The organism is Desulforhopalus sp. (assembly GCA_030247675.1).
GTDB lineage: Bacteria > Desulfobacterota > Desulfobulbia > Desulfobulbales > Desulfocapsaceae > Desulforhopalus_A.
Window position 1 is genome coordinate 56765 of record JAOTRX010000004.1, and the last position, 25676, is coordinate 82440.

Annotated in this window: 21 protein-coding genes and 1 riboswitch; of the genes, 5 read left to right on the top strand and 16 right to left on the bottom strand. The window is 57.7% G+C overall.

The genetic code is table 11. From position 1 onward, the window contains the following. Window positions 1-48: 48 nt before the first annotated feature. The 5 genes from OEL83_09830 to uvrC form a co-directional block, all read right to left on the bottom strand. Window positions 49-1938 (bottom strand): TRAP transporter fused permease subunit, encoded by a 1890-nt coding sequence (locus OEL83_09830; protein ID MDK9707339.1) that lies wholly within the window; start codon window positions 1936-1938, stop codon window positions 49-51. A gap of 233 nt (window positions 1939-2171) precedes the next feature. Next, the gene (locus tag OEL83_09835) at window positions 2172-3773 is read right to left on the bottom strand and encodes a gamma-glutamyltransferase family protein (GenBank protein MDK9707340.1); all 1602 of its coding nucleotides are present in this window, start codon (window positions 3771-3773) and stop codon (window positions 2172-2174) included. Further along, window positions 3770-5029 (bottom strand): lactate racemase domain-containing protein, encoded by a 1260-nt coding sequence (locus OEL83_09840; protein MDK9707341.1) that lies wholly within the window; start codon window positions 5027-5029, stop codon window positions 3770-3772. The genes OEL83_09835 and OEL83_09840 overlap by 4 nt, the downstream gene beginning before the upstream one ends. A gap of 100 nt (window positions 5030-5129) precedes the next feature. Next, entirely contained in the window at window positions 5130-5345 is a 216-nt protein-coding gene (locus tag OEL83_09845; protein MDK9707342.1) for a hypothetical protein, read from the bottom strand. 187 nt (window positions 5346-5532) lie between these two features. After that, window positions 5533-7359 carry an excinuclease ABC subunit UvrC gene (gene uvrC / locus OEL83_09850; GenBank protein ID MDK9707343.1) on the bottom strand — a complete coding sequence of 609 codons (1827 nt, stop codon included), beginning with the start codon at window positions 7357-7359 and terminating at the stop codon, window positions 5533-5535. 143 nt (window positions 7360-7502) lie between these two features. After that, window positions 7503-7705, top strand: a riboswitch (cobalamin riboswitch). Window positions 7706-7796: 91 nt separating this feature from the next. On the opposite strand from uvrC, the gene thiC reads away from it, so the two are divergent. Continuing rightward, window positions 7797-9134: a phosphomethylpyrimidine synthase ThiC gene (gene thiC, locus OEL83_09855; GenBank protein ID MDK9707344.1), complete on the top strand. Its 1338-nt coding sequence runs from the start codon at window positions 7797-7799 to the stop codon at window positions 9132-9134. A 12-nt stretch (window positions 9135-9146) separates the two neighbouring features. On the opposite strand, the gene OEL83_09860 is transcribed toward thiC, so the two are convergent. The 8 genes from OEL83_09860 to OEL83_09895 form a co-directional block, all read right to left on the bottom strand. After that, complete coding sequence (locus OEL83_09860) at window positions 9147-10754, bottom strand: dipeptide ABC transporter ATP-binding protein (protein ID MDK9707345.1); 1608 nt, start codon at window positions 10752-10754, stop codon at window positions 9147-9149. A 74-nt stretch (window positions 10755-10828) separates the two neighbouring features. Beyond that, window positions 10829-11101, bottom strand: coding sequence for an acylphosphatase (locus tag OEL83_09865; protein MDK9707346.1), 273 nt, complete (start codon window positions 11099-11101; stop codon window positions 10829-10831). Between the two features lie 62 nt (window positions 11102-11163). Next, on the bottom strand, window positions 11164-12324 hold the full coding sequence (locus tag OEL83_09870) for a GGDEF domain-containing protein (GenBank protein MDK9707347.1): 1161 nt from the start codon (window positions 12322-12324) through the stop codon (window positions 11164-11166). A gap of 296 nt (window positions 12325-12620) precedes the next feature. Then, window positions 12621-12845 carry a MoaD/ThiS family protein gene (locus OEL83_09875; protein MDK9707348.1) on the bottom strand — a complete coding sequence of 75 codons (225 nt, stop codon included), beginning with the start codon at window positions 12843-12845 and terminating at the stop codon, window positions 12621-12623. An 89-nt stretch (window positions 12846-12934) separates the two neighbouring features. Continuing rightward, on the bottom strand, window positions 12935-14662 hold the full coding sequence (locus OEL83_09880) for an aldehyde ferredoxin oxidoreductase (protein ID MDK9707349.1): 1728 nt from the start codon (window positions 14660-14662) through the stop codon (window positions 12935-12937). Window positions 14663-14758: 96 nt separating this feature from the next. Beyond that, the gene (locus OEL83_09885; protein MDK9707350.1) at window positions 14759-16684 is read right to left on the bottom strand and encodes a molybdopterin biosynthesis protein; all 1926 of its coding nucleotides are present in this window, start codon (window positions 16682-16684) and stop codon (window positions 14759-14761) included. Continuing rightward, on the bottom strand, window positions 16681-17952 hold the full coding sequence (locus OEL83_09890) for a molybdopterin molybdotransferase MoeA (GenBank protein MDK9707351.1): 1272 nt from the start codon (window positions 17950-17952) through the stop codon (window positions 16681-16683). Before OEL83_09890 ends, OEL83_09885 begins: the two co-directional genes overlap by 4 nt. Continuing rightward, window positions 17945-18565: a hypothetical protein gene (locus tag OEL83_09895; GenBank protein ID MDK9707352.1), complete on the bottom strand. Its 621-nt coding sequence runs from the start codon at window positions 18563-18565 to the stop codon at window positions 17945-17947. Before OEL83_09895 ends, OEL83_09890 begins: the two co-directional genes overlap by 8 nt. Before the next feature lie 160 nt (window positions 18566-18725). Between OEL83_09895 and gpmI the strand changes: the two genes are divergently transcribed. Genes gpmI through OEL83_09915 form a run of 4 tightly spaced genes read left to right on the top strand, consistent with a single transcriptional unit; the run spans window position 18726 to window position 22373 of the window. Beyond that, on the top strand, window positions 18726-20354 hold the full coding sequence (gene gpmI / locus OEL83_09900; protein ID MDK9707353.1) for a 2,3-bisphosphoglycerate-independent phosphoglycerate mutase: 1629 nt from the start codon (window positions 18726-18728) through the stop codon (window positions 20352-20354). An 18-nt stretch (window positions 20355-20372) separates the two neighbouring features. Then, entirely contained in the window at window positions 20373-20918 is a 546-nt protein-coding gene (locus tag OEL83_09905) for a DUF615 domain-containing protein (protein ID MDK9707354.1), read from the top strand. Window positions 20919-20969: 51 nt separating this feature from the next. Continuing rightward, a complete protein-coding gene (locus OEL83_09910; protein MDK9707355.1) occupies window positions 20970-21200 on the top strand; it encodes a hypothetical protein in 231 nt (76 codons plus the stop codon). A 45-nt stretch (window positions 21201-21245) separates the two neighbouring features. Then, window positions 21246-22373 (top strand): HAMP domain-containing histidine kinase, encoded by a 1128-nt coding sequence (locus tag OEL83_09915; GenBank protein ID MDK9707356.1) that lies wholly within the window; start codon window positions 21246-21248, stop codon window positions 22371-22373. Between the two features lie 97 nt (window positions 22374-22470). Here OEL83_09915 and folE2 read toward each other — a convergent pair whose 3' ends face one another. From folE2 to OEL83_09930, 3 genes are all read right to left on the bottom strand, one after another. Next, window positions 22471-23220: a GTP cyclohydrolase FolE2 gene (gene folE2, locus OEL83_09920; protein MDK9707357.1), complete on the bottom strand. Its 750-nt coding sequence runs from the start codon at window positions 23218-23220 to the stop codon at window positions 22471-22473. Between the two features lie 231 nt (window positions 23221-23451). Next, entirely contained in the window at window positions 23452-24510 is a 1059-nt protein-coding gene (locus tag OEL83_09925) for a type IV pilus twitching motility protein PilT (GenBank protein MDK9707358.1), read from the bottom strand. Between the two features lie 64 nt (window positions 24511-24574). Next, window positions 24575-25651 (bottom strand): PilT/PilU family type 4a pilus ATPase, encoded by a 1077-nt coding sequence (locus tag OEL83_09930; GenBank protein MDK9707359.1) that lies wholly within the window; start codon window positions 25649-25651, stop codon window positions 24575-24577. Window positions 25652-25676: the final 25 nt, after the last annotated feature.

Below are 25676 nucleotides of genomic sequence, written 5' to 3' on the forward strand. Positions count from 1 at the left end.
CGCAAGGGCAAACGTTTCGTTTGAGCAGACAAGCTACTCAACTCAGCTTTAGGCGGTAACGCTGCCTGCGACAGTCCTATGAACCATCCAGTTGCGGATGACAACAACCATGCCTATGCCAACAGGCACTAAGCCAACCAGCGAAAAATCAATAACCTTGATCACCATGAATACGGCGATGATAATGAGGATCGCCCGTTCAAAGACATTGAGTGGCCCGCGAAAGTAGGCGACGATGCCCAGCGACAGGAAAAATAAGGAGAAACTGCTGTTGAGCACCGCCTGGATAAATCCCGGCAGCGTCGCGCCGATGATCAACAGATTGGCGCCTTCTTGGGTTGCCGCAAACAAAAACGGCACGAGAAAAGCTGGCAGAGAATACTTCCAGGCCTGCATCATCGATCCGAACGGATTGCCCCCGGTTACCGCGGCGGCGGCCGACGGCGACAGCCCAACCGGCGGGGAGACCTCCGATAACACGGCGAAATAAAAGGCCAGGAGATGCGCCACATAATCGGGAACGCCCACCTTGACGAGGGCGGGGGCGACCATCACCACCGTCATGATATAGGTGGCGGTAATCGGCAGGCTGAGGCCGATGACAAAAGAGGTGAACAAGGCTAGAAACAGGGCGATGATGATCGATCCGCCGCTCAGCGACATGATGATCGTCGAGATCTTCAGGCCGAGGCCGGTGAGCGAGAAGACGCCGACAATGAGCCCGGCGGCGGCCAGCAGGACAGCGACAGGCAGCATGTTCCGGGCACCGTCGATGGTTGCCAGGACGATCTTCTTCGGCAGCAGCCATTCTTCGCGGTCCTTGCTGAGAAAGCTTGCGGCAATGGTCGTGGCTATGGCGCCGAGAGCCGCCATTTCCGGGGAAAGGTTCCAGCCGACGAGGAGGGCGATCAGTACCACCAGGGAGATGAGATGGTAGCCTTGCTTTCTCAACACCTGCCAGACCGGCTGCGCCACTTCCTTAGGTGGGTTGAAATGCATCTTCCGCGCCTCAAGTTCCACCATGACCAGGGTGCCGATGTAGTACAGCAATGTCGGCATGGACACCATCACCACCACGTCCCAGAAGGAGATCTTCAGGAACTGCATAATGAGAAAGGCCCCGGCGCCCATCAAGGGCGGCGAGATCACGGCGCCGATGCCGCCAGCCGAGATGAGGCCAGCGGCCATATCGGGGGTGTAGCCCGCCTGGCGGAGGATGGGCCACATGATCGGAGTCACCGACATGGTCGTCGCCACACCGCTTGCCTGCGGTCCGCCGAGCAGGGCGGTGGTCACCACCGCACCGCGTCCGGCGCTGGCCGAACTGCGGCCCATTACCGACAGGGACATATCAAGCCAGAATCTGCCGGCTCCCGCCGCATCCATGAACACCCCATAGACCACGAAGAGCATGACAAAGGACACGCTGACCGAGATCGGCACGCCGAACACCCCTTCCAGGGTCATGGTCATATGACCGACGATGCGGTCGAGATCGTAGCCCTTATGGGCAAGCGGTCCGGGGATATAATTGCCCAGGCAGGCGTAGAGGAGAAAGCCCACCAGCACGAGGGTAAAGGCGGTGCCCACCGTCCGCCGCGACAACTCCACCAGCATGAGGATGGTCAGGATGCCGAAGACCATGTCCCAGGTTTCCGGCAGGGTCGAGCGGCGGATGAATTGGTCGAGGTCGTAAAGGGAGTAAACGATGGCGGCAATGCCAAGCAGGGCAAGGACAATGTCCACTCTGTTCAGCCATTTGTTTGCCTTTGGTGAAAACGGCAGGGTGAGAAAGCCGAGGACCAGGATAAAGGCTACATGGACCATACGGAAGGCGTAGGTCTCAATCGTCGCTGCCGCACCGTAAACTGACCAGGCCACAAAGGCGAAAAAGAGCACACCCAAGATGACCTGTTTGCTGTCTCGAAAAACTCCCATCGTCCTCTCCTTGGCTGGTTCTGAAACAAAGAGCATGTACAGGCCGGGTCAACCGGCAATGTTTGTCAACGGCTGAAAGACACGCGAAGCGGAGGGGTAACTTATGGTCAGTTTGGGCGGGTTGTGCAAAAGGCAGTGCCCTGATTTTCTTCTCCGATCAGGGCAAAATTACTCGTTTATTCGAGCATGTGCAATTTTTTTCGGCAGCTTTTCGGCCGATGCCTTGAATAGTTTTAGAAGCCGGCGGCAAGCCCGTCCTTGCGGTGGTCCGAGCCGGCGATATAGCCTTCGGAGGTCCGCCAGATGAGCTGGGCGCCGCCGAAGGCATACCTGACTGCCTCGGCGGAGGTAAGCTTGTGGCCACGTTGCCGGAGGGCATCGCCCAGTATTGCGGCAAGGGCGGGTTCGAGGCCGATGCTGCCGTCGCCATTGACTATCCAGCGCGGCGCGTCGGAGGCGGCCTGGGGGTTCTGGCCGTAGTCGCAGATGCGGGTCACCATCTGCACATGCCCCTGCGGCTGCATATGGCCGCCCATGACGCCAAAGGACATCAGTGGCCGGCCGCTGAGATCAGTGACAAAGCCTGGGATGATGGTCTGGTAGGGGCGTTTGCCCGGTCCGACGCAGTTGGGGTGGCCCGGTGTGCGCACAAAGCCATAGCCACGGTTCTGCAGGCTGATGCCCGTACCTGGCACTACCACTCCCGAGCCGAAGCCCATGTAGTTGGATTGGATGAGGCTGACCATCATGCCGCCGGCATCGGCGGTGCTGAGGTAGACCGTGCCGCCGTGGATGGGAATGCCATGGACCGGGGTTCTCGCCTGGTCCATGCGAATGAGGGCGGCGCGGGACTGCAGATAGTTCCGGCCAAGCAAGGATTCAACCGGCACATCCATGCAGGCGGGGTCGCTGATGTAGCGGAAGGCGTCGGCGAAGGCCAGCTTCATCGCCTCGATCTGCAGGTGGACGCTGTCGGCCGAATCGACCGAGTAGCGCCGCAGATCACATTCCCGGAGGATACCGAGGCAGAGAAGGGCCGCAAGCCCCTGGCCGTTTGGTGGAATCTCGTGCAGCCGGACCTGGTTGTAGTCAAGGCTTATTGGCGTAACCCATTCGGCCCGGTGGCCGGCAAAATCTTCCAGGGTGTGCACGCCGCCCTGGGCCTGGAGGTGTGCCACCATTTTTCCGGCAAGCGGGCCGCGATAGAAACTCTCTCCCCGGCTGGCGGCGATTTCTTCTAAAGTCTGTGCCTGCCCGGCAAAGCGCCACCTGCTGCCGGCCCTGGGCGGCAGGCCATTGCCGGTAAAATCGCGGTGGAGGTCAGGCGCATCAAGGGCTTCCATCTGCCGCGCCCAGCTTGCGGCGGTGATCGGTGTAACGAGGTGTCCCGTTTGGGCGTAGTGGATGGCCGGAGCGAAGAGGTCAGCAAAGGGCAGTAGGCCGAAGCGCTCGGACAGTGCCACCCATTGCGACACGGCCCCCGGGATAGTCACCGTATCGATGCCACGTTCGGGCATGCTCTGCAGGCCGGGATATTTACCGGCAAAATACTCCGGTGTCCAGGCGGCGGGGGCGCGTCCGGAGGCGTTCAGGCCATGCAGGGCCTTGCCGTCCCAGAGGATGGCAAAGCCGTCCGAGCCGATCCCGTTCGAGGTTGGTTCGACAACCGTCAGGGTGATCGCCGCGGCGATGGCCGCATCCATCGCATTGCCTCCCCGGCGCAGCATATCAAGCCCGGCTTCTACGGCCAGAGGATGGGAAGTAGCGACGACATTGTCAGCCAGAAGGGGCATACGCTGCGAGGCGTAGGGGAAATCAAAATTGAAGGGAATCATGAGTTTCGCACCAGCAGGCTGGCATTGGTGATACAGGCGACGCTGGTAGTGTCGCCAAGCCCCTGGAGATGGGCGGCAACCTGCCGGTGATCCCAGGTTTCTACCCCGATGAGCCGGCAGATGGTGTCATCAAGGCCGGTTACCAGGCCGATACGAATTCGCTGCGTTTTGGTCATCATCGCCAGTGCTGTGCCGCCATTGCCTTCGTAATGGCCGGCAAGATGACTAAAGGCAGCGGCAAAACCGCCCATCTCGAACCAGGGGAGAAAGGTTGTCGAGCCGACCCCGTCCCGGCACCTGGCGTACAGGAGCAGGAGACCGCCGTCGCGAACGAACATCGCTGCGTTGTGGACCGCCTTATGGCTCTGGATGAAGTTGATATCCTTTGGAAAACCGCCGCAGGAGGCGACAACCAGATCAAATTGGGGCGAGCTGATTTCACAGGCCTTGCCGTGGATGGCGCAGGCCTGTGTAAAGAGTTCCCGGCCCCGGCCGGCCAGGAGATCGCACAGTCTGCCCTGATCGTCAAGGATGCCGTGGATGGCAAGGTGCGCCGGCAGGGTTTCTTCGATTTCAAAGAGGTCCTCGGCGAGAGGATTGCCGTCCAGACGGCCGGGCTGACAGCCGCTGGCGATGTGCCCTGCCGCGCGGTCGAGAAACAGGGCATGGTTAGTATAGATTGCCTGGCGCTCGCCGCAACCGGGAAAGATCAGCTTGCGCCCGCCGCCGTATCCGGCAAAATAGTGATGGGAAACCGCCCCCATGGTGATGATGGCGCTGGCCGCTGCCAGGTCCCGGCGGTGGCGGATCGGGGTGTTGCGTGTCGTCTTGCCCTGCTCCGTGAAGATATCAGGTTCCCGGCAGTCATGATGGATGAAGGTCAGCTCGTCGTACAGCTGGCCGTAGGCCTGCCGGCATTCTTCATCGCTTTGCCGGGCGTGGGTGCCGTAGGCGACAATGACCCGCAGCACCCCTGGCGCCATGCCATGCGCCTGCAGTTCGCCGATCAGGACCGGCAGGTATTCGGCATAGCCGCAAAGCCTGGTTTTATCGGCCACTACCAGCACCGGCCGGGACAGGTCGAGCGGATTTGCGGCAAGGGCATGTCGCAGCCGCGTCTGAAAAAGGGCGGGGGTGATGAGGGCTTTTTGCTCCTGTGTCCGCAGGATGGCGCTGTGGACCGGCAGGTGCAGTGAGCGTATCTCATCGCCGTAGGGAAGATCGAAGGTGCTGGTGGTCATCTTATTTTTCTCCATTGTCCTTTATCCGCAGTCGATCAAGATACAAAAAAGGCCGGATTCATCTGCTAAGCACAAATGATCCGGCCTTTTAAAATGGTGCGGTGTCGGCGCGAGCTCAGGCGGGTTCGTCAAAATCCAGTTTATAAAAATCAACGGCCTGCCTGGTGAGTTCGAGCGGGCTCTTCGACTGCAGGATGTATTCCGCACTGCAGTCGGTGCAGGTGATGGAGTCACCGACAGTGAAATAATACTCGATAGGGATGTTTTTCAGGCATACTTCACATTTGAAATACTTGATGTGCTTGTCTACGTGTTTGCTGATTTTCCCCATAATCCCGCCCTTGATAATCTAAAGGTTCTTATCGCTTCACCTATACAGACATAGTATTGGTAATACTCATCTTTGATCAAGTCAATGAGAATCATGAAGACAGGGCCGGCAGACAGTCGGCAAACCGCGGCAATTGCCGGGAAAATCCAGCCGGGACGACGGTGGATTTATGAAAGGTAGCAGTGGATCAATTGCCGTCCCCGGTGATTTCCCGGCCGTGGAAGAAATTGAAGATCGTCGATGCCAGCTCCGGACCGATTCCTTTGACTTCCATGAGTTCCGGGGTAGTGGCTGCCTTGAGCCGTTTCAGGCTGCCCATGTGGCGAAGCAGTTCCTGCTTTTTGGTGGTGCCGATACCGGGGATCTGGTCGATGGCCGAGGCGAGGGTGGCCTTGCCTCGGAGTTTGCGGTGGAAGGTGATGCCGTAGCGGTGTGATTCGTCGCGGATACGCATCAGGAAAAGCAGGACTGGGTTGTGCGCCGGTAGGACAATCGGGTTCTTCCGGCCCGGCTTATAGAGTTTTTCCCCCTCTTCCTGCTTTTCCTTGGCGATCCCCAGCCAGTCGATGCTGTCAGTTATTCCCAATTCGCCTGCGACTGCAAGGGCCATGCCGAGCTGGCCCTTGCCGCCATCGACGAGGAAGAGGTCGGGAAGGTTTTCCTCCTCCATGCCGCGGCGTAATCGCCGTTCCAGAACCTCCTTCATCATCGCGTAATCGTTGGGGCCTTCGACGGTTTTTATCTTGTAATGGCGGAAATTCGCCTTGTCCGGTTCGCCCAGATGAAAAGCCACCAGCGAGCCTATTGCCTGCTTGCCGCTGATATTGGAGATATCAAGGCATTCGATGCTCAGCGGCGGACGGGCGAGATGGAGGGTCTTCTGCAAGCTCTCGCCGAGTTTGTCCCAGGATCGGCTCTTCTGTTCCTTTTCCTCGAAGGACTGCAGGGCATTGGCGGTGGCCATGGCGACCAGCTGCAGGGAATCGCCCCGCTGCGGGATCTTCAAGGAAATGCGGCCACCAGCGCTGTCGCCGAGATGCTCGGTGAGCAGCTCAAGATCGGCCGGGGCAAAGGGCAGGAGAATTTCCCCCGGGATGAGGGCGTCGCTGTCGTAGAACTGGCTGAGGACCTGGGAAAGGATCGAGGCGTCGTCGCCGTAAGGGTCGGCGAGAAAGAAAGTCCGGCTGCCGTTGAGCAGGCCGTTTCTGATAAAGAGAATGGCGATTATCACCGCCGCGTCTTTTCTGGCAAAGCCGAAGACATCCTGGTCCTTGTTGTGGCTGGCGGCAATGACTTGTTTTTCCAGGGTGGTGGAGAGGGCGGCGATCTGGTCCCTGAGTTCTGCCGCCCTTTCGAAATCAAGTTCCTCGGCGGCGGCGGACATCTGCTGGGTAAGGGTCTGGGTCAGGTCGCGGTTGCGGCCTTCAAGGAGCATGATGATTTTGTTGACATGTTCCAGGTATAAAGAACGGTCGGCACCTCCAGCGCATGGCGCCAGACACCGGCCGATCTGCCGGTTGAGGCAGGGCCGTGGCCGGGGCTTCAACTCACTGCTCTTGCAGTTTCTCAGGGGAAACAGAGCGGCAATGAGGCGGAGCGTCGCCCACATGCTGCCGACCGAGGAAAAAGGCCCGAAGTAGCGGGCCTTGTCGCGGCTCTTGCGCCTGGCCATGAATACCCGTGGCCAGGTTTCCTGAACGGTTACCTTGATGTAGGGATAGTTTTTATCATCACGGAGGATGATGTTGTACTTCGGCTTGTGTTTCTTGATGAGGGAGGCCTCAAGGATCAGCGCCTCCTTTTCGGTATTGGTGATGATGGTATCGACCTTGCGGACATGGTGCAGCATGACGGCGGTTTTGCTGTGCGCGGCCCCCGAGTAATGGGCGTAGGAAGACAGCCGCTTGAACAGATCCTTGGCCTTGCCTACATAGAGCACGACGGACTTGCCGTCCTGCATCAGGTAGACGCCCGGGGAATGGGGTGCGGATGACAGGGTCGATTCTGGAAACATATGGTGGTTGCCGGTAAAGGGATGAGGGTAGTGGCGATTTGCCACACACCATAGAACATCTTGCGGGGAACGTCATTAGTTCTGCCGGTGAAAAAATATCGGCGATTTACTTTTGCATTCGCCTTTGCTATTATCCCTGCCGAATACAATCATATCTTTCAGGTGTCGCTGCCCGCAGGGGTGGCGGTGAAAAGGGAATGCGGTGCAAATCCGCAACGCTGGGCCAGCGCTGTAAGCGGGGACGAAGACTGTGGAATGACCACTGTTCCGGATGTTTTGGGACGGGAAGGTACAGTCGGAGGGTGAGCCGCAAGTCAGAAGACCTGCCGGGGAGAAAACGACTTTCTTGTCCATATAAGTCCGTGTCGCGGCGTCAGCCCGTGGCACGGACTTTTTTATTGCCCGCCCGACAGGAATAACCAGCATGGAGGAGTATGATGAAGACCCAGCTTGAGTTGGCAAAGGAAGGAAGTGTTACACCGCTTATGGCGGCGGTGGCAAAAGACGAAGGCTTTACCGCCGAGGAGATACGGCAGGGGGTGGCTGCCGGTCATATTGTTATCCCCTGTAATCCGGCAAGGCCCCTGCAGAAGGCCTGCGGTATCGGCAAGGGGCTGCGCACCAAGGTCAATGCCTCCATCGGCACCTCCTCGGATATCGCCAATGTCGCCATGGAGATCCGTAAGGCGCGGATTGCCGAACGGGAAGGGGCGGATACCCTGATGGAGCTGTCCACTGGCGGCGATCTCGACGCCATCCGCCGGGCGGTCCTTGAACATTGCTCACTGCCGGTGGGCAATGTTCCCCTGTATCAAGCATTTGCCGAGGCGGGGAGGAAATTTCACAACCCCAACAAGCTCGATCCGGAATACCTCTTTGAGCTCATCGAGCGCCAGCTGGCCGATGGCATGTCCTTTATGGCCATCCATTGTGGCATTAACCGCTTTTCCATCGAACGCCTGCGCAAGCAGGGTTTTCGTTATGGCGGGCTGGTGTCGAAGGGCGGCACCTTCATGGTCTCATGGATGGAGTACAACAACCGGGAAAATCCCCTGTACGACCAGTTTGACCGGGTCTGCAACCTGATGAAGAAATATGATGCAGTCCTGTCGCTCGGCAATGGCATCCGTGCCGGGGCGATCCATGACAGCCACGACCGGGCGCAGATGGCCGAGATGATCATCAACTGCGAACTGGCCGAAATCGGCCGGGAGATGGGCTGTCAAACTATGGTCGAGGGCCCAGGCCATGTGCCGCTTGACGAGATTGCCGGCAATATCATGCTGGAGAAACGGATGAGCGGCGGGGCGCCGTATTATGTCCTCGGACCTCTGCCCGCCGACTCCGGCGCCGGCTACGACCACATCACCGCCGCGGTTGGCGCCGCGCAGTCGGCGTGGCATGGGGCGGATCTCATCTGCTATATCACCCCGGCCGAGCATCTGGCCCTACCGAACGAGGACGACGTCCGGGAAGGGGTCCGGGCTACCCGCCTGGCCGCCCGGATCGGCGATATCGCCAAATATCCCGAACGGCGAGAGCTGGAGAAACAGGTGGCGCTTGCCCGCCGCGACAGTGATTTCGCCGAATATTTCCGGCTATCGATGTTTCCGGAGAAGATGCGTGAGGTGCGCGACAGCAGGCAGCCGGAAAATCAGGCGACCTGTACCATGTGCGGCGATTTCTGCGCCATGGAGCGGGGCTTTGCTCTTTTTAAGGATGATATCAGCGGCGATAAATGCCGCCACGGGCGGCAGGGCCAGCCGGAGGATTAATAGACTATCAGTTTAGCCAAGGGCCGCGGCGAAGAGCGTCCTCGTATATTCCTGCACGGGGGAGGTGAAAATCTCCTGTGCAGGACCCGCCTCGATGACCTTGCCGTGCTGCATGACCGCGACATGATCGGCCAGGGCCCGGACCACCCGCAGATCATGGGAGATGAACATATAGGTCATCGTATATTTTCGTTGCAATTCGAGCAAGAGAGCGATGATCTGGCCCTGGATGGTGACATCGAGGGCCGAGGTCGGCTCGTCAAGGATGAGGAGCTTGGGGCGGAGGATGATGGCCCTGGCGATGGCGATGCGCTGCCGTTGGCCGCCGGAAAACTCATGGGGATAACGAAAGGCCATCTCCTCCTCCAGGCCGACCTCGCGGAGGGTGTCGCTGACCAGCTGCAATCGTTCCTCCCTGCTTGCCTCCGGCATATGGATACGCAGGCCCTCTTCGACGATCTCCTGGACGGTAAAGCGTGGTGACAGCGAGGAAAACGGGTCCTGAAAGACGATCTGGATATCGCTGCGCAGTGGCCGAAGGCGGCGGTTGGTCCACGGCTGAATGTCCTGGCCGTCAAAGATAATCGCTCCGGTGCTGTGGACCAGTTTGAGAATGGCCATACCGAGGGTGGTCTTGCCCGATCCTGATTCGCCGACGATGCCCCAGGTGCTGCCCCGGTGCATGGTAATGCTGACATCATCGACCGCCCGGATAAGGGTCTTCCGCCGCTTGAAGGGATGCACCCAGCCGCCGTACATGGTGAAGTGGCAGGAGAGTTTGGCCGTTGCCAGCAGCACCGGACCCGGCGGTGGGGCCTGGCGGGTGGTCTGTGGAATAGCGGCCATCAGCTTACGGGTATAGGGATGGGAAGGGGCGGAAAAGACCTTGGCCTTGTTGCCGCTTTCAACGATCCTGCCATGTTGCATGATATACAGGGTGTCGGCATGGCGGTGGACTATTTCCAGATCATGGGTGATGAGCAGCACCGCCATGCCGTATTCTTCCTGGATGTCTTTCATCAGGGCGAGGATCTGCGCCTGAATGGTGACATCCAGGGCGGTGGTCGGCTCGTCGGCGATGAGCAGGGAAGGATGGCAGGCCAGGGCCATGGCGATCATGACTCGCTGCCGCTGGCCGCCGGACAGCTGGTGCGGGTACGAGTGCATGCGCTCGGCCGGTTCGTCAATGCCGGTGCGGTCGAGGAGGCGAATGGCCTCCTTTTCCGCGGTTTTTTTGTCCATGCGCAGATGGAGCATGAGGGGTTCGAGGAGCTGATTGCCGATGGTGTATACCGGGTTGAGCGAGGTCATCGGCTCCTGAAAGATCATGGCGATTCTGTTGCCGCGGATCTTTCTGATCTCCTCCCGGGAAAGGGCCAGGAGATTGCGGTCTTCAAAGCGGATCTGCCCTTCCATGCGGATGTTGCTGCTGTCTTCGAGGAGGCGGAGGATGGAAAGGGCGGTTATCGATTTGCCCGAGCCGGATTCTCCGACCAGAGCGACGGTTTCACCTGCCCGCAGATTGAGCGAGACATCAAAGAGCACCTGGTTTTGCACAGCTTTGTTGTCATCATTAAAGCTGTTGAACCAGAGATTGAGGCGGTCTATTGCAAGAAACATGGCGATTGGCTCAGCTGAAAGGAAAGGGCGGACGCCACCTTACACCTCGGGGGAGAAGAAACGGCAGGGCTGCCTCAGTAACGGATTTCAAAGGTGGTGAAGACTTCATCCCCATCCACCTCGGTCACCTGCAGCCTGTCAACCCGTGCATACGGCGAGCCCTGGCGCAGCCACTGGAGCATGGCGGCAACCTTATTGCTCGGTCCGCGGAGCATTGCCTCAACGGAGCCGTCCGGCAGGTTGCGGACCCAGCCGGTAAGCTGGAGGATGAAGGCCTGCCGGCAGGTATAATCACGAAAACAGACACCTTGGACCAGGCCTTCAACAATAACATGGGTGGTTTGCATGCCGAGCACTCCCGGGACAAAGGGACGATGCGGGGAATACCATTACCCGCAGCTGTGGTTTATTATGCCATGATTGCGCTGCGAAGAATACCGGCAATTTCATTGTTGGCTATTTTATCCATCTCTTTGAAGGAGGTGGTCATGCCGATATCGTATTTGCCGTTTTCAAAGGCCTCGACCCGCACCACCGTGCCGATGAGGATGACCGGGGCGCCGTCGGTCACCGGAACCTTCACCTTGATGAGCGCCCCGAGGGGTAAGGGCCCGTTGTTTTCAAAGAGAATCCCGCCGATGCAGATATCCTTGCTGACGCCGGTAAAGGTATCGGAGTTATGAAAGTCGAGCTCTTTGGCGAGGACCGGTTGATGAATCTTTATCCGGAGATACCGCCTCTTTTCTTCCTTGTAGTGGCAGACGGTGTTTTTGCCGGCGCCTTTCGCCAGATACACGGCGCTGTCGGCCATGTGCAGCAACTGCAGGGGGTCCTGGGAGTTGAAGGGGAAGGAGGCGATGCCGCCGCTGACGGTCAGGTTGATTGTCTGACCGAGGTAGGAAATTTTCAGGGACTCAATCTTTTTTCTTAGTCTCTCCGCGAAGATAAATGCGCTGACGTTGTCAGTGTGGGTCATCAGGAGGACGAATTCCTCCCCGCCGAAGCGGGCGGCAATGTCACTGTCGCGTTTTTCAGCAATGATGGTTGCGGCTATCTCCTTGAGAGCCTCGTCCCCCGCCAGGTGGCCATAGGTGTCATTGATGTCTTTGAAATTGTCGATATCGAGAAAAAGTACAGTAAAATCGTCTTTGTACCTTTTGGCCAAGGCGACCTGCTGGTTGTACGCCTCGTCAAAATAGGGGCGATTGAACAGGCCGGTCAGCTTATCATGAATGGTTTCATGGATGACATTTTCGTAGTGCGAGGCCTCGATCAGTCGTGGATGGTTGAGGTAGCTGGTTGCGGACTGCAGGTAGTCGCAGAGGGCGGTGGTAATATCGATGTTCCTGCCGACTAGTTCAGTAAGTTTTCGCCGGTGTTGCTGGGTCTTTTCCCAGTGCAGGAGGCAGTTTTCTGGTGGTATGTCTATTCCGGCGAGAAGTTTGAAGAGGGTCAGCAGCACGGCAATGCCATCGGTGGCGTACAGGGCATTGACTTTTTCGATGAAGAAATCGTCGTTCTTTGATTCCAGCATGTAACGCATGAGGGTTTTTTGCAAAGTCAGATCCATGTTTTTCCTTATCACTGGGAACGGGTATCACCCGGAGGTGACGGGCAAAGACCCATTGTTTCGAGTCAGGTACATGACGACAAGGCTGAAAATCACAAAATTGTAACGGATCCCTAAGGTAACATGCTGGTGGAGTGTAGTGCAATGTAATTGTGCGTTTTTTCGCGGACAAAGCGGTAGTCGGGAAATGCCATTGTCACCATGCTGATTGGTGATGCTACCCGCTTTTCGGCACCGGTTTTCCGGCGGGCTAATGGATGGAGTGGGGTGGGGGATTTCGGAACGGCACTACGTGGTCAACCCCCGCCGATGACCGGAAAGATGGCGAGGATATCGCCAGGGGCAGGCCGGACGGCAAAGTCGGTGTGACGGGAATTGAGCATGAGCACGCCCACCTCCTCCCTGCTGATTGCCAATTGATCGACGATATCGCCGATGGTTGTTGCCTCGTCTATTTCCCGCTCCTCAACCTTGAAGCGATTTTCGCGAAAAAAGGCGAAGAGTTTAACCGTAATCTGCATTGTTATGTTGCTTTGTCTGTTGATCTTTGCACTTCTCATTATCTGCCCCGGGAAATGGACTTACTCCCCCATTTCCCGGGGCTATCCGCTTAGAAATTCCAGAAGGTGTCGATCTCTTCCCCTTTGAAATCAAAGGTTACATTGTGTGGCGGCAGGGGTTCGGTATAGAAGAACTCCGGCAGCCGGTCATCGGCCGCGGTAAAGCCCGCGGCGGTATTGAAGGCCCTTTCGGTTTTCAGGATGTATTTGCCGAGATTGACCACATCGTCGCCGGTAAGCGACAAGCCATAGCGGGCATTGATCAGATCGATCAGCGCCGGCAGACAGGCGGCGTTGTCCAGGGCGGCAAAGGCGATAAAGAGGCACATACCGGTCGAGTCGATGGCCGCCGTGGCGATCTGCAGGTTGCGCGACAACTCTACCTGGCCGACATTGGTCAGAGGATCGACCTTGCCGCCGACACTGAGGATATTGGTGGCGATGGTATAGCCCATGGTGTGGTCGGCGCCCTGGGTCGAGGTGGCGTAGGTAATGCCGATGCCCTTGATGGCCCGTGGGTCGTAGGCCGGAATTGCCTGATTCTTGACGACCGGCACCCGGGTAATGCCGAAGGCAATACCGACCGAGCCGGCACCATTGCCGATGATCCGGCCAAGGGTCGTGCCCTTGGCAACCTCTTCTTCGAGGATACGGCAAATGCCAAGACCATCACCAAAGGGCAGGACCCCGGCCTCCATGGCGACACCCATGGCGACGGATGTCTCGATGGTATCAATGCCGATGTCGTCCATCAGTTTGTCGGCAAGGGCGATGTGATCAAGGTTGTCGACGCAGCAGTCGGCGCCCATGGCCCAGATCGATTCATACTCAAACCCGGAGGTGAGCTTTTTGCCGCCGGCGTCGTTGTAAATCTGCGAGCACTGAATGACACAACCGGCATGGCAGTTATGCTTGACCTTGCCACCCCGCTGGCTGATGGTGTCGTGCATGGTCTCGCCGGAGATGCTTTCATGTCCGGCAAATTGTCCGCCGGTGAAGTTTTTTGTTGGCAGGCCACCGGATTCGTTAATGATGTTGACCAGGACGTTAGTGCCGTACTGGCCGAGGGCCTGGCTCACCGGATGGTCAACGAGGGCCTTAGAGAAGGCCTTATTGGCCTCCTTGAATTTTTCTGGATTGGCGATGGCCACTTTGCCGTCTTTCGGGTTGACGGTGATGAACTTGATTTTCTTTGACCCCATGACTGCGCCAAGACCGCCACGGCCGCAGGAGCGCAGGCCGCCGTCGGGATCTTTAATGGAGATGTTGGCCGCACGCATGCGCATCTCCCCGGCCTGGCCAATGGTCAGAACCCCCAGCTTTTCGGTGAAGCGCTTGCCGAGGGTCTCGACTACTGCAAAGTTGCCCTTGCCGATCAATTCTGACTCTTCCTGAATGGTCACTCCCTCGGGGGTCAGTGCCAGGCTGTACCAGGCGTCACCCTTGGGCAGCCCTTCAATAATCAGGGCCTTGCACCCGGCACGGGCGAGAAGCTGGGCGGCGGTGCCACCGGCGTTGGCCTCTTTAATAGTGCCGGTAAGCGGGCTCTTGGCGCCGATGGAAAGACGGCCAGAGTTGGCGGCGACCGTACCGGAAAGCAGGCCCGGGGCGATGACCAGCTTGTTTTTTGCGCCGAGGGGATGGCAGGTTGGCTCCACCTCCGCGGCAACAATGGTTGAAGTCAGTCCGCGGCCGCCATGGCCGGCCCAGGCTGCCGGGACGGCTTCAACGGAAGTGGTGAGAGTGGTCATATTGACGCGGTAGATTTTGTCTGCCATAGCAAACCTCCTTGTTGAGTGTGGTACTTCTTGAAAAAAATGTATACATTAGGCCCCTAAATGGGGCTGTTATTCAATGAAAACCCCTGATCCATGTTACTGTGCATACATGACCTCGCCGCAGTCGCGGAGGTTGTATCCTCCCAGGGCGAGGATTGCCGCATGAAAATTACTGTCATTGCGGATCAGGTCGAGGATCGCCGCGATCTTGCCATCCCCCTGGTGGTGCAGGGGTGCAATCAGGTCGTAGCGTTCTTCGGCGATCGGTACAAAGTCGAGGCCAAGGGCGTTGGCTGCCGCCCGGATACCCATGCCGACATCGACGCTGCCGTTGGCAACGGTGGCGGCGACGCTCATATGGGTATATTCCTCATGGTCATAGCCGTAGATTTCCGTTGGCTTGATACCTTCGTCGGCAAGGACCTTGTCCGTCAAAAGACGGGTGCCGGCGCCTTTCTGGCGATTGATAAAGGTATGTTTTCCTTTGGCAATATCGCCAAAACAGGTGATGTTTTTAGGGTTGCCCTTGGCGACGATCAGTCCCTGTTCGCGGTAACAGAGGTTGATCAGCTCAAGCGGCAGACCGCCAAGAAAACGCTTGATGAAGCTGATATTGTATTCTCCCGTCGTCTCGTCGAGGAGGTGGCTGCCGGCCAGATGTGCCTCGCCACGGCGAATAGCCATGATGCCGCCCATGGAGCCGACATGGGCCGAGGAGATCCGCACTATCGGCCGCCGCTTATGGAGATGATTGGCCAGGAGATCGAGGATGTTGTCGTGGCTGCCGATGATGACCGCGGTGGCGTCCACCTCGCTCTGTGACCGGAGGAGTTCGATTTTTACCTTCTCGCCCGCGCCGATCCCTTCGCTGCCCGCTGGAATGGTGAGCAGGCCGTCGGCCCTAACGAGCGACATAACCGCCCCTGCACCTTTGCCGGAGGGTGTGGCCATAAGATTGTCGCCGACCCGGCCGAGGGTAATACGGACAAACTGGTCGACGCCCATCGGCGAGTGCAGCGGCCGGGACATAATGGCCTCGACGTAGTCCGATTTCGGCTCACCCTCGCCAAGAAAGGCCGAGACCATCTCCCGGACAAAGACCCGCATGGTGAGCAGGGCGGAAACCGGGTAGCCGGGCAGGCCGATGACCGGAGTCCCGCCGATCATTGCCAGGATGACTGGCTTGCCGGGTTTCATGGCGACGCCGTGGACGATGACCTCGCCTATCTCGGCCAGTACCGACGAGCTGTAGTCGCGTGTACCGGCGGAGGCGCCGGCGTTGAGGATGACCAAGTCGTTTTCCGCCGCCGCCTTGAGCAGGGCATCCCGCAGCAGCTCCGGGTCGTCGGCAACCGGCAGGTTGCGGCTGGCGATAGCCCCCCACTCCCGCAAATAACCGGCCAGGATACGCGAGTTGAATTCGATGATCTGGCCGGGTTGGGGATGATTGACGGGGTCGATGAGCTCACTGCCGGTGGGGATGACATGGGCCTTCGGCGGCCGCTGCACCTCCACCTCAATGACTCCGGTGGCAAGCATGGCGCCCTGGTCAATCGCCCGGATTTTATGGCCTTCCGGCAGGATCAATTCGGTGGCGACGATGTCCTCGCCGATAATCCGCACATGCTGCCAGGGGGTGGCCGGACTATGCAGCTGCACCTCGTCGTCGCTGACATAATGGACGTCCTCAATCATTACCACGGCGTTGCAGCCCTCGGGAATGGCGTTGCCGGTATTCACCGGAACGAAGCGGGGACTCTTCAGGCGAACCGGTTTGGCCTCGCTGGCCCCGGCCAGATCGAGAAAATGCACGGCGATGCCGTCCATTGCCGCGGCGTTGTACGAAGGTGAGGAGCGCAGGGCAAAGACCGGTTCGGCGGTGGTCCGGCCCAGGCTGTCATCGACCCGGATGGTTTCCTGCGGCCGGCGCTGGTAAAAACCGCTACGTTCCAGGGCCGCATGCCACAATTTCTTGGCCTCGGCCAATGGTTTGTTCTTTATATAAATATCTCGCTGGTTCATGAATAGAGATAGACCTGTATCATTGAATTTTGGGTTACCCCCTGGCTGTCCTCATCAATGAGAAAATAGCCGTGGGCACGGGAAAGGGTGGAAATGGATCCCGATTTTCCGAGGATCGGGTCAGCGGTCCAGGCCTCGCCCTCTTTTGTCAGCTTAACCCGGACAACATCCAGCCGGCCAGGTGCCGAATTGAGGTTGCGGCTGAGTCGTGCGGTAATCGACGGCGCGGATGATGCCGAGTGGTCCCGCATGCCGCACAGATACTCCATTGCCGGGCGGACAAAGAAATCGAAGCAGACCATGGCCGACACCGGATGCCCCGGCAGACCGAAGATCGGGGTGGTGCCGCTCATGCCGATCAGCACCGGTTTACCCGGTTTCAGGGTGACCCCGTGGACAAGAACGCCCGGTGGGCCAAGTTCCTCGATGACCTGCTCGCCGAGATCGCGGACGCCGACCGAGCTGCCACCGGAAAAAAGGACGATGTCATTGTCGCGGATGGCCTGCTGAATGGCTGGGAGAAAAATCTCCTTGCGGTCGGAAACAATCGGGTAGTCGGTGTAGAGCCCTCCGGCCCTGAGCACCTGGCCGGCCAGGGCCAGGGAATTGATATTGCGAATCTGCCCAGGCTGGGGGGCCTCGCTGTGGGGAATGATCTCGTCCCCGGTGGCCAGGATGCCGACGCGAATTTTTTTCGCTACCGTTACGGAGCTGATGCCAAGCCCTGCCAGCAGGCCGATGTCCTGGGGGCGGAGCAGTCGGCCGGCGGCCAGGGCCACTTCGCCAAGACCGATATCTTCGCCCCTGCCGATGACATTGCTGCCGGAGCCGACGCTCTTGACGATCTCGATCAGGGTATCGTCGACCGGCACCGTTTGTTCGAACATAACCACGCTGTCGGCGCCGGGCGGCAGAAGACCGCCGGTGGGGATCTTGTGGCAGGCGCCCGGTTCGACCTGGCCCTTCGGCGCCTCGCCCATCCGCACCTCGCCGGTGATATTTAGGTAGCAGGGTGCCGACTGGCTGGCGCCAAAGGTATCGGCAGCGCGCACGGCAAAGCCGTCCATGGTCGATCTGGCCTCGGCCGGCAGGTCTTGCGGGGAAACAATCGCTTCGCCGAGCACCCGGTCAAAGGCCTCGGTCAGGGGGATGATTTCCGTGGCTGGCTTGTGGTTCTTCAGGCCGCTTAGAAGTATCTCCAGGGCCTGGGGGACGGAGATCAGGCCGCTGCGGCCAAGCATGTCTTTGTTACGCTTTGTTTCAACCATTGGCCTGAACCTCTGCGGCAGATATCTTGAGATGGATTGTTGCCGCCAGAGCAAGCTGCCGCTGCAGGGCGGCGATGTCAAACTCCCTGTCGTCAAGTTGGATACGCAGTATCGCCTGGCTCAGTTCGGGCCGCTTCGATAGGAAGGCGGCGAAGACCCCGGCCGGCAATTGAACTCCGCCACGAAGCAGTTCTTCACCGCGATCAAGGGCTATAGTATTGAAAAGCTTCAGGGTGACCGTCAGCACCTTTGGCGTATCCGGCAATGCGGCGTGAGCGAGTTTGGTGTCGCTGCGCAGTGCCGCATGAAAGCTGTTTTTGCGAAAGATTGCTCCCGCCAGACCGGGCATGGCCGCCGACAGAGCAACTGTCGGACGGTCGCCTTCCAAAGGAATAGTCAAGTCGTCAACAGGGACGCCGTTAAGGAAAATGGTCTGCACGGCACCGGCCAGATATTCGCTGGTAAAACCCGGCAGAGCACCGAGAAACTGGCCGAGACTTGACCCGGCGGGCGTCGTTATTTCTATGCCGGACTGGAAAACAGTGGTAAATAAAGGCAACTTCCCCGAAGAGATTGTCAGCTCCAGATGCGATATAGATGGTTGCTCGTCCATGGAATAGGTTTTACACTGGGGTCGTTGGGAAAAGAGGGAAGAAAGGCAACGGGGCTAATAAAAGTATGTCAAACGCTGCTTGCAGTATAGCAATTTTTTGGGTTTTTGAGAAAAGAAAAACACCCCTTTCGGATCGTATAATTCCTTAAAAGGACAAAAAATGACAACACAATCACTCACACCTCTCGCTGGCTATACCCCTTTTGCCGGACCGGTGGTGACCATCATCATGGACGGGGTGGGGATCGGGGCGCAGGATGAAAGTGATGGCGTCTACATCGCTAACACCCCGATTCTTGACAAACTTTTTCAGGAACCACTGATGGTCCGCCTGAAGGCGCACGGTACAGCGGTCGGTCTGCCCTCTGATGGCGACATGGGCAATTCCGAGGTCGGCCATAATGCCCTTGGGGCCGGGAGGGTCTTTGCCCAGGGCGCGCAACTGGTCAACGAGGCGCTGCAGTCGGGGCGCATCTTTGCAGGGGAGGCGTGGCGGCAGCTGCAACGCTCCAGCCGGGAGGGTGGGACCATCCACTTCATTGGCCTGCTCTCCGACGGCAATGTCCACAGCCATATCGATCAGCTCAATGCCTTGCTCGACCGGTGCATGGCGGAGGGTTTCCCGAAGGTGCGGGTGCATGTCCTTCTCGATGGCCGGGACGTCGATCAGAAAAGCGCCCTGCGCTATGTCGAACCCCTGGAGGCGAAACTTGCTGGCTGTTCAGCCACCGGCCGGGATTATCGCATTGCCTCCGGCGGCGGGCGAATGGTCACCACCATGGACCGCTATAACGCCAACTGGGCGGTTGTCGAAAATGGCTGGCGAGCCCATGTGCTGGGAGAGGGCAGGGCCTTCCCGTCGGCTGCCGCGGCAGTCCGGACCTATTATGCCGAAGATCCGGAGATGACCGACCAGTATATGGCCGCCTTCGTCGTCGCCGATGGCGGTGGCCCGGTCGGCAGGATAGCGGACGGCGATGGCGTGGTGTTTTTTAACTTCCGCGGGGACAGGGCGATTGAGATCTCCAGGGCCTTTGAAGAGGCCGATTTTCGCGAGTTCGACCGGCTGCGGCTGCCAAAGGTGTTCTTTGCCGGGATGATGCAGTATGATGGCGATGCGCAGATTCCGAAAAACTACCTGGTCGAGCCGCCGGCCATCGACCGCACCCTTAGCGAGTATCTGTGCGCCGCTGGAGTCACGTCCTATGCCATCTCCGAAACCCAGAAATTCGGTCATGTCACCTATTTCTGGAACGGCAACCGATCCGGTTATATAAACCGGGAGCTTGAGACCTATGAGGAAATCCTCTCCGACAAGGTGATGTTTGATCAGCGGCCATGGATGAAAGCAGGGGAGATCACCGACAAGGTTATTGCCGCTGTTGAGAGCGGCCGCCATAAGTTTATCCGGCTGAATTTTCCGAACGGCGATATGGTCGGTCATACCGGGGTGGTTCCGGCGGTACGCATTGCCGTGGAAACCGTCGATCTCTGTCTTGGCCGGATTCTCCATGCCCTGGAGAAGGCCGGGGGCCTTGCGGTGATCACCGCCGATCACGGCAACGCTGACTGTTTGTGGACCAATAAAAAGGGCAAGATTGCCCCAATGGTCGCCCATACCCTCAACCCGGTGCCGTTTATCATCAAGGATTACAGCGTTGCCAACCATTTCAAATTGACGGGCGTCGAGGGGCCGGGCCTTGCCAATGTTGCGGCAACGCTTTGCTGTCTACTCGGTTTTGCCCCACCAAAAGAATATGAGCCGGCCCTGGTCGAACTCGTTCGATAATCTTATCAATTGGATACCATGTCAGAATATATCAGCAAATCGGCACAGAAACGGCGGTTCAAGGATGAAGAGGGTGTCGCCGAAGAGCTCAGTCTGCTCACCGACAAGGATTTAAAACGCCTGCCCGCCAGCCAACTGGTGAAAGATGAGATCATCCGCTGCCGGACCGTCAAGGGTGGCGCGAGAAAACGCCAGGTGAAGTATCTCGCCAAGGTCATGCGGGAAGATCCCATGGAGGAAATCCTCGAATTTCTTGCCGATCGCAAGGGCTCGCAGGTGAAGGTGACGAAACTGCAGCGGGAGGTGGAGCGGCTACGTGACGTCATTATCAATGAGGCCATCGAGGATCAGCAAGACGCCCTCCAGGCTGGTGAGGTCTGGGAAGTCGATTGGCAGGGCCCGGAAATCGATGCCGTGGTCGGCCATTACCCGGTGGATGAAGGCGATTTGCGCCGGACCGTCCACCAGTATGTGAAGACACGAATCCATACCTATCACCGGGAGATATTCCGCATTCTCAAGGCGGCGGTCGAAAAGGAAGAAATGCTGCGGAAAAAGGAATGAGTTCTTTCCCGTATCTTTGCCCACTAGCCATTTTTTTTCATAGGAAAAGCCATGTCCATACGCGCCCTCGCCCTTGAGTTGTATCGTGCCCAAAAAAATGTTGCCGAACTGCAAAAAGCGGTGGATGCCGCTAATCCCGGTGACCTTGAGGCCCTCAGTCAGGAGCTTCGAGCGGCGCAGAAAGAAATGGCCCTGCTGCGGAAAATGCTTGATGGCGAGAAGGAATCCGGGCAGTTTCGCAAGACCTTTTCGGGGTTTGGCAGTTGGAAGGGCAAGGTCTGAGGGTTAAGGTCGTCAGAAGTAACTCACCGGAGTCAGAGGAGAATTATGGAAACGTATTTTGCTCCCGCCAAAAGAACACGTGGTGATGCTCTCAGCCGGCAGATCGACATGGTCAGCCAAAGCCCCCTCCTCAACACCTTTCTCAGCACCATGGCCGGAATTCTGGTGATTCTCAATGAGGACCGTCAGGTCATTGGCCTCAATCACGCCTTTTTGAAAATGCTGGGTATTGCCGATCCGGGAGTGGCCCTGGGGCTGCGTTTTGGCGAGAGTGTCGGTTGTCCCAACGCCAAGATCATGGCCGGCGGTTGCGGAACGAGCAAACTTTGTGCATCCTGCGGCGCGGTAATTGCCATTATGACCTCCCTGCAAACCAATGAAAAGGCCGAGCGGGTCTGTACACTTGAACTGGATGACAAGGGGCAAACCAGGAACATGGTCTTGCTGGTACGGACAAGTCCGATGGACAGCATGGGCCATCGGCTCTTAGTGGTGGCCGTCCAGGATATTACCCAGGAGCATTTCCGTGCCAATCTTGAGCGGGTATTTTATCATGATATCAATAATGTGCTGACATCCTTGCTGGGTCCGAGCGAGTTGCTTCTACGAGAAATGCCGTACCGGTGGGAGGTCGTTCAGATCAATGAGGCGGCCAAACGCTTGCGTCAGGAGGTAGCCCTCCAACGGGAGCTCAGCCTTGCCGGAGGTTCCGGTTTCAGTCCAGATCGGCGGCAGGTGTCTTTGAGCGAGATCAATAAGGACATCGAACTGCTCATGCGCGGCCACGCGGCCGCTGAGGGACGGACTATACAGATGGTGCAGGACTGCGAGGATTGTCTGATATATACCGACAAGATATTGGTCAGCCGCGTTCTTGCCAATATGCTGATCAACGCCCTGGAGGCCACCTTGGTCGGTGGCGCGGTAAAATATACCACCCGGCGAGAGGGCCCGCGTATTGTCTGGGAGGTCTGGAACAATGCCTGTATTGCCGAGGGGATCCAGGGAAGAATTTTTCAGCGGCATTTCAGTACAAAAACCGATATTGGCAGAGGCCTCGGTACCTTTTCGATGAAACTGTTCGGCGAAACCTACCTGCGGGGGAATATCTGCTTTACCTCCCGGGAAGGTAGCGGGACGGTGTTCGCCTTCAGCTTGCCGGTGCAGTTGTAATTCCAATTCTAAATCAAGAGTTATACCGCAAGGGCATAAGTTTCGTTTGAGCAGACAAGCTGCTCAACTCAGCTTTACCTTCAAGACCAGGCAAGTGCTAGCGCAGTTCGTCGCTGTCAACATAGGCATAGGCGCTATGTTTATGGATTGACTCGAAGCTTTCCACTCCGGCGGAAAACCAGATAATGTTCGGTTCGGCCAGGGCCGAGACCGCCACCTTGCGCACTACATCCTCGACAAACATCGGATTGTTAAAGGCCTTTTCCGTCACGAATTTTTCATCCGGCCGCTTGAGGAGGGCATACACATCGCAGGAAGCGGAACGCTCGATCATTTCGATCAAATCCTCTGCCCAGATGAAATTTTTGAATTTGACGTTGAGGGTAACCTCCGCCCGCTGGTTGTGAGCCCCTCCCTTGCTGATCTCCTTCGAACAGGGACAGAGGGTGGTAACCGGCACGCCTACCGTCAATATAAAGCCTTCATCGGCACCGATCCCGCCGGAAAAGGTACAGGTATATTCCATCAGGCTGTGGGTGTCGCTGACCGGTGCCCTCTTGTCGAGGAAATAGGGGAAGGTCATTTCCAGGCGGACGCTTTTTGCCTGCAAGCCGGCCTTCATCTCGGCGAGGATTGTCGAAAAGCTGGTGACCGAAAGCTCACCGAGGTGGGTGCTGAGGATAGAGGTGAAGGTCTCGACGCAATTATCCTTACTGCCATCATGAAGATGGGCCTGCATGGAAACGGTGGCGATGGTGTTTTGCAGCTTTCCGCCCTTTTCCTTGACTTTCACCGGAGTCTTCAGACCCCGTAAGCCGACCGTTTGGATATGCATTTTTTTGCTCAAAGAACCTCCATGCCAAGAAATCAGAGAGTTTTGTCGCATTGTGGGCAATGGTTGACTCGTAACCACCGGAAACCTAGATCGTATTGAAACTGTCGTTTCATACTCTTTTTACAGCGGTTCGACAATAGTCTTGGTTGACTTTTCTACTGCTGGAATATGCTGCCGGAGGTAGCGTGCTAAGCGGTAGTGAGGGGGGCTAAACCTTGATCCGTCCTTTGCCCCCCAGAGTCACTATTCCCCGCCGGGGCTGCTGAAGAGGCTTTTGTCTATCGCTTTCTCCCTGGCAGCTTCGCGGGTGATTTTGCCTTCGTTGATGAGCAATTGCAGGTGCGAATCCATGGTCTGCATACCCTGGGATTTGCCGGTTTGGATGAGCGAGTCTATCTGGGTGACTTTGCCTTCGCGGATAATGCTCGCCAGGGCCGGCGAGCCGATAAGCACCTCGACCGCCGCGCAGCGTCCCTTGCCGTCCTTAGTTTTCAGGAGTTGTTGGGCGATGACCGCCTTCAGCGATTCGGAGAGCATGGTGCGGGTCTGGGCCTGTTGCTCGGCCGGAAAGGCATTGATGATCCGGTCGATGGTCTTGCCGGCGCTGTTGGTGTGCAGGGTCCCAAAAACCAGGATCCCCAGTTCGGCGCAGGTCAGGGCCAGGGCGATCGTCTCAAGGTCGCGCATTTCTCCGACCAGGATGACGTTTGGGTCCTCGCGGCTTGCCACCTTGAGGGCCTCGGCAAAGCTTTTGGCGTGGGAGCCCACCTCCCGTTGGGAGAATATGCATTTCTTGTTGGGATGGACAAATTCCAGGGGGTCTTCTATGGTAATGATATGCTTGGCATAGGTCTCGTTGATGGCGTCGATGACGGCGGCCATTGTCGTTGATTTGCCGCTGCCGGTCGGGCCGGTTACTAGGACCAGACCTCTTTGAAAATGGGCGACCGTCTTGACTATTGCCGGCATTCCGAGTTCGTCGAGGGTGAGAATTTTGGTGGGGATGATCCGGAACACGGCGCCAATACCGCGATGCTGGAACAGAAAATTGCAGCGAAATCGCCCTACTCCCTCAATCTCGTAGGCCTTGTCGAAATCCTTTCTGGTCAGCAAGGCTTCCTGTTGGACAGGGTCAAGAATTTCAAAGAGCAGACCTTTGTTCGATTCTGGGGTCAGAACCGGGGCGTCCAGTGGCACCAGCTCTCCGCGTAGCCGCAATAGGGGAGGAAAACCGATGACCATGTGCAAATCACTTGCGCCACGATCGCGCATCTGTCTGAAATATAGATCTATTTGTGCCATGACTGTATCCCTTGCCGGCTTGTGGTGGTTATGGGCATGAGGTTGGTTTGTCCATCAGGACCTCTCATTCCGCCCTCTTCCTGTCGGCAGGAAGGTGGCGCTTTAAGAGTGCCTTGTTGTCGACATTGGCAACTGCCTCATCAAGGCTGATTTTCCCCGCCTCCAACAGTTCCAGGATGGCGTCATCCATAAGCCGCATGCCGAGATTTTTGCCGATCTGCATGGTTGAGTGGATTTGATAGGTCTTGTTATCACGAATCAGATTGGCAATCGACAGATTGCCAATGAGGATTTCCAGGGCCAAATGCATTGATTTGCCATCAGTTCCGGGAATGAGGCGTTGGGTTATGACTGCCTTGAGGGCTTCGCTGATCATAGCCCTGATCTGGTTTTGCGATCCCGAAGGGTAGGAATTGATGATCCGGTCCACAGTCTTGACGGCGCTCGATGTCGATAGGGTGCCAATCACTAAATGACCGGTTTCCGAGGCGGACAGGGCCATGGAGATGGTGTCGAGATCTCTCAGTTCACCGATGACGATGACATCCGGGTCCTGGCGCAGTGCACCCTTCAGGGCATTTTGAAAAGAAAGGGTGCTGGTGCCGAGTTCCCTTTGATTGACGACGCCTTTTTTCAAGGGATGGATGAACTCGATGGGGTCTTCGACAACCAGGATGTGGTGGGCACGCTGCTGGTTGACGTAGTCGACCATCGCCGCAAGGGTTGTCGTCTTGCCATGGCCGGTCGATCCGGTTACCAGGATGATGCCCTGATGGTTATCGAGGGTGGCGCGGACCACATCGGGAAAACCCAGCTGGGCAAGGGTAGGGACTTGCGGAGGGATGATGCGAAAGACGCTGCTCATGCCGCGATTGTGCAGCATGGCGCTTCCTCGAAAACGCCCAAGTCCACTTATTTCGTATGCGAAATCAAGTTGTTGGTGACTGTTGAGCTGGTCTCTCTGAGCCGGGCTGAGGAGTTCGGAGATGAGATGCACGGTCTGTTCGGGGGTAAGAACCTGACTTTTCAGTCGGATCAACTTGCCGGTCCTGCGAACCATGAACGGTTCGCCGGGGACGATGTGCACGTCCGAGGCCTGCAGGTCGACGGCTGCCTTGAAAACCTTGTCCAGTGTTGCCATGCCGGTAGGTATCCTGAAAGAGGTT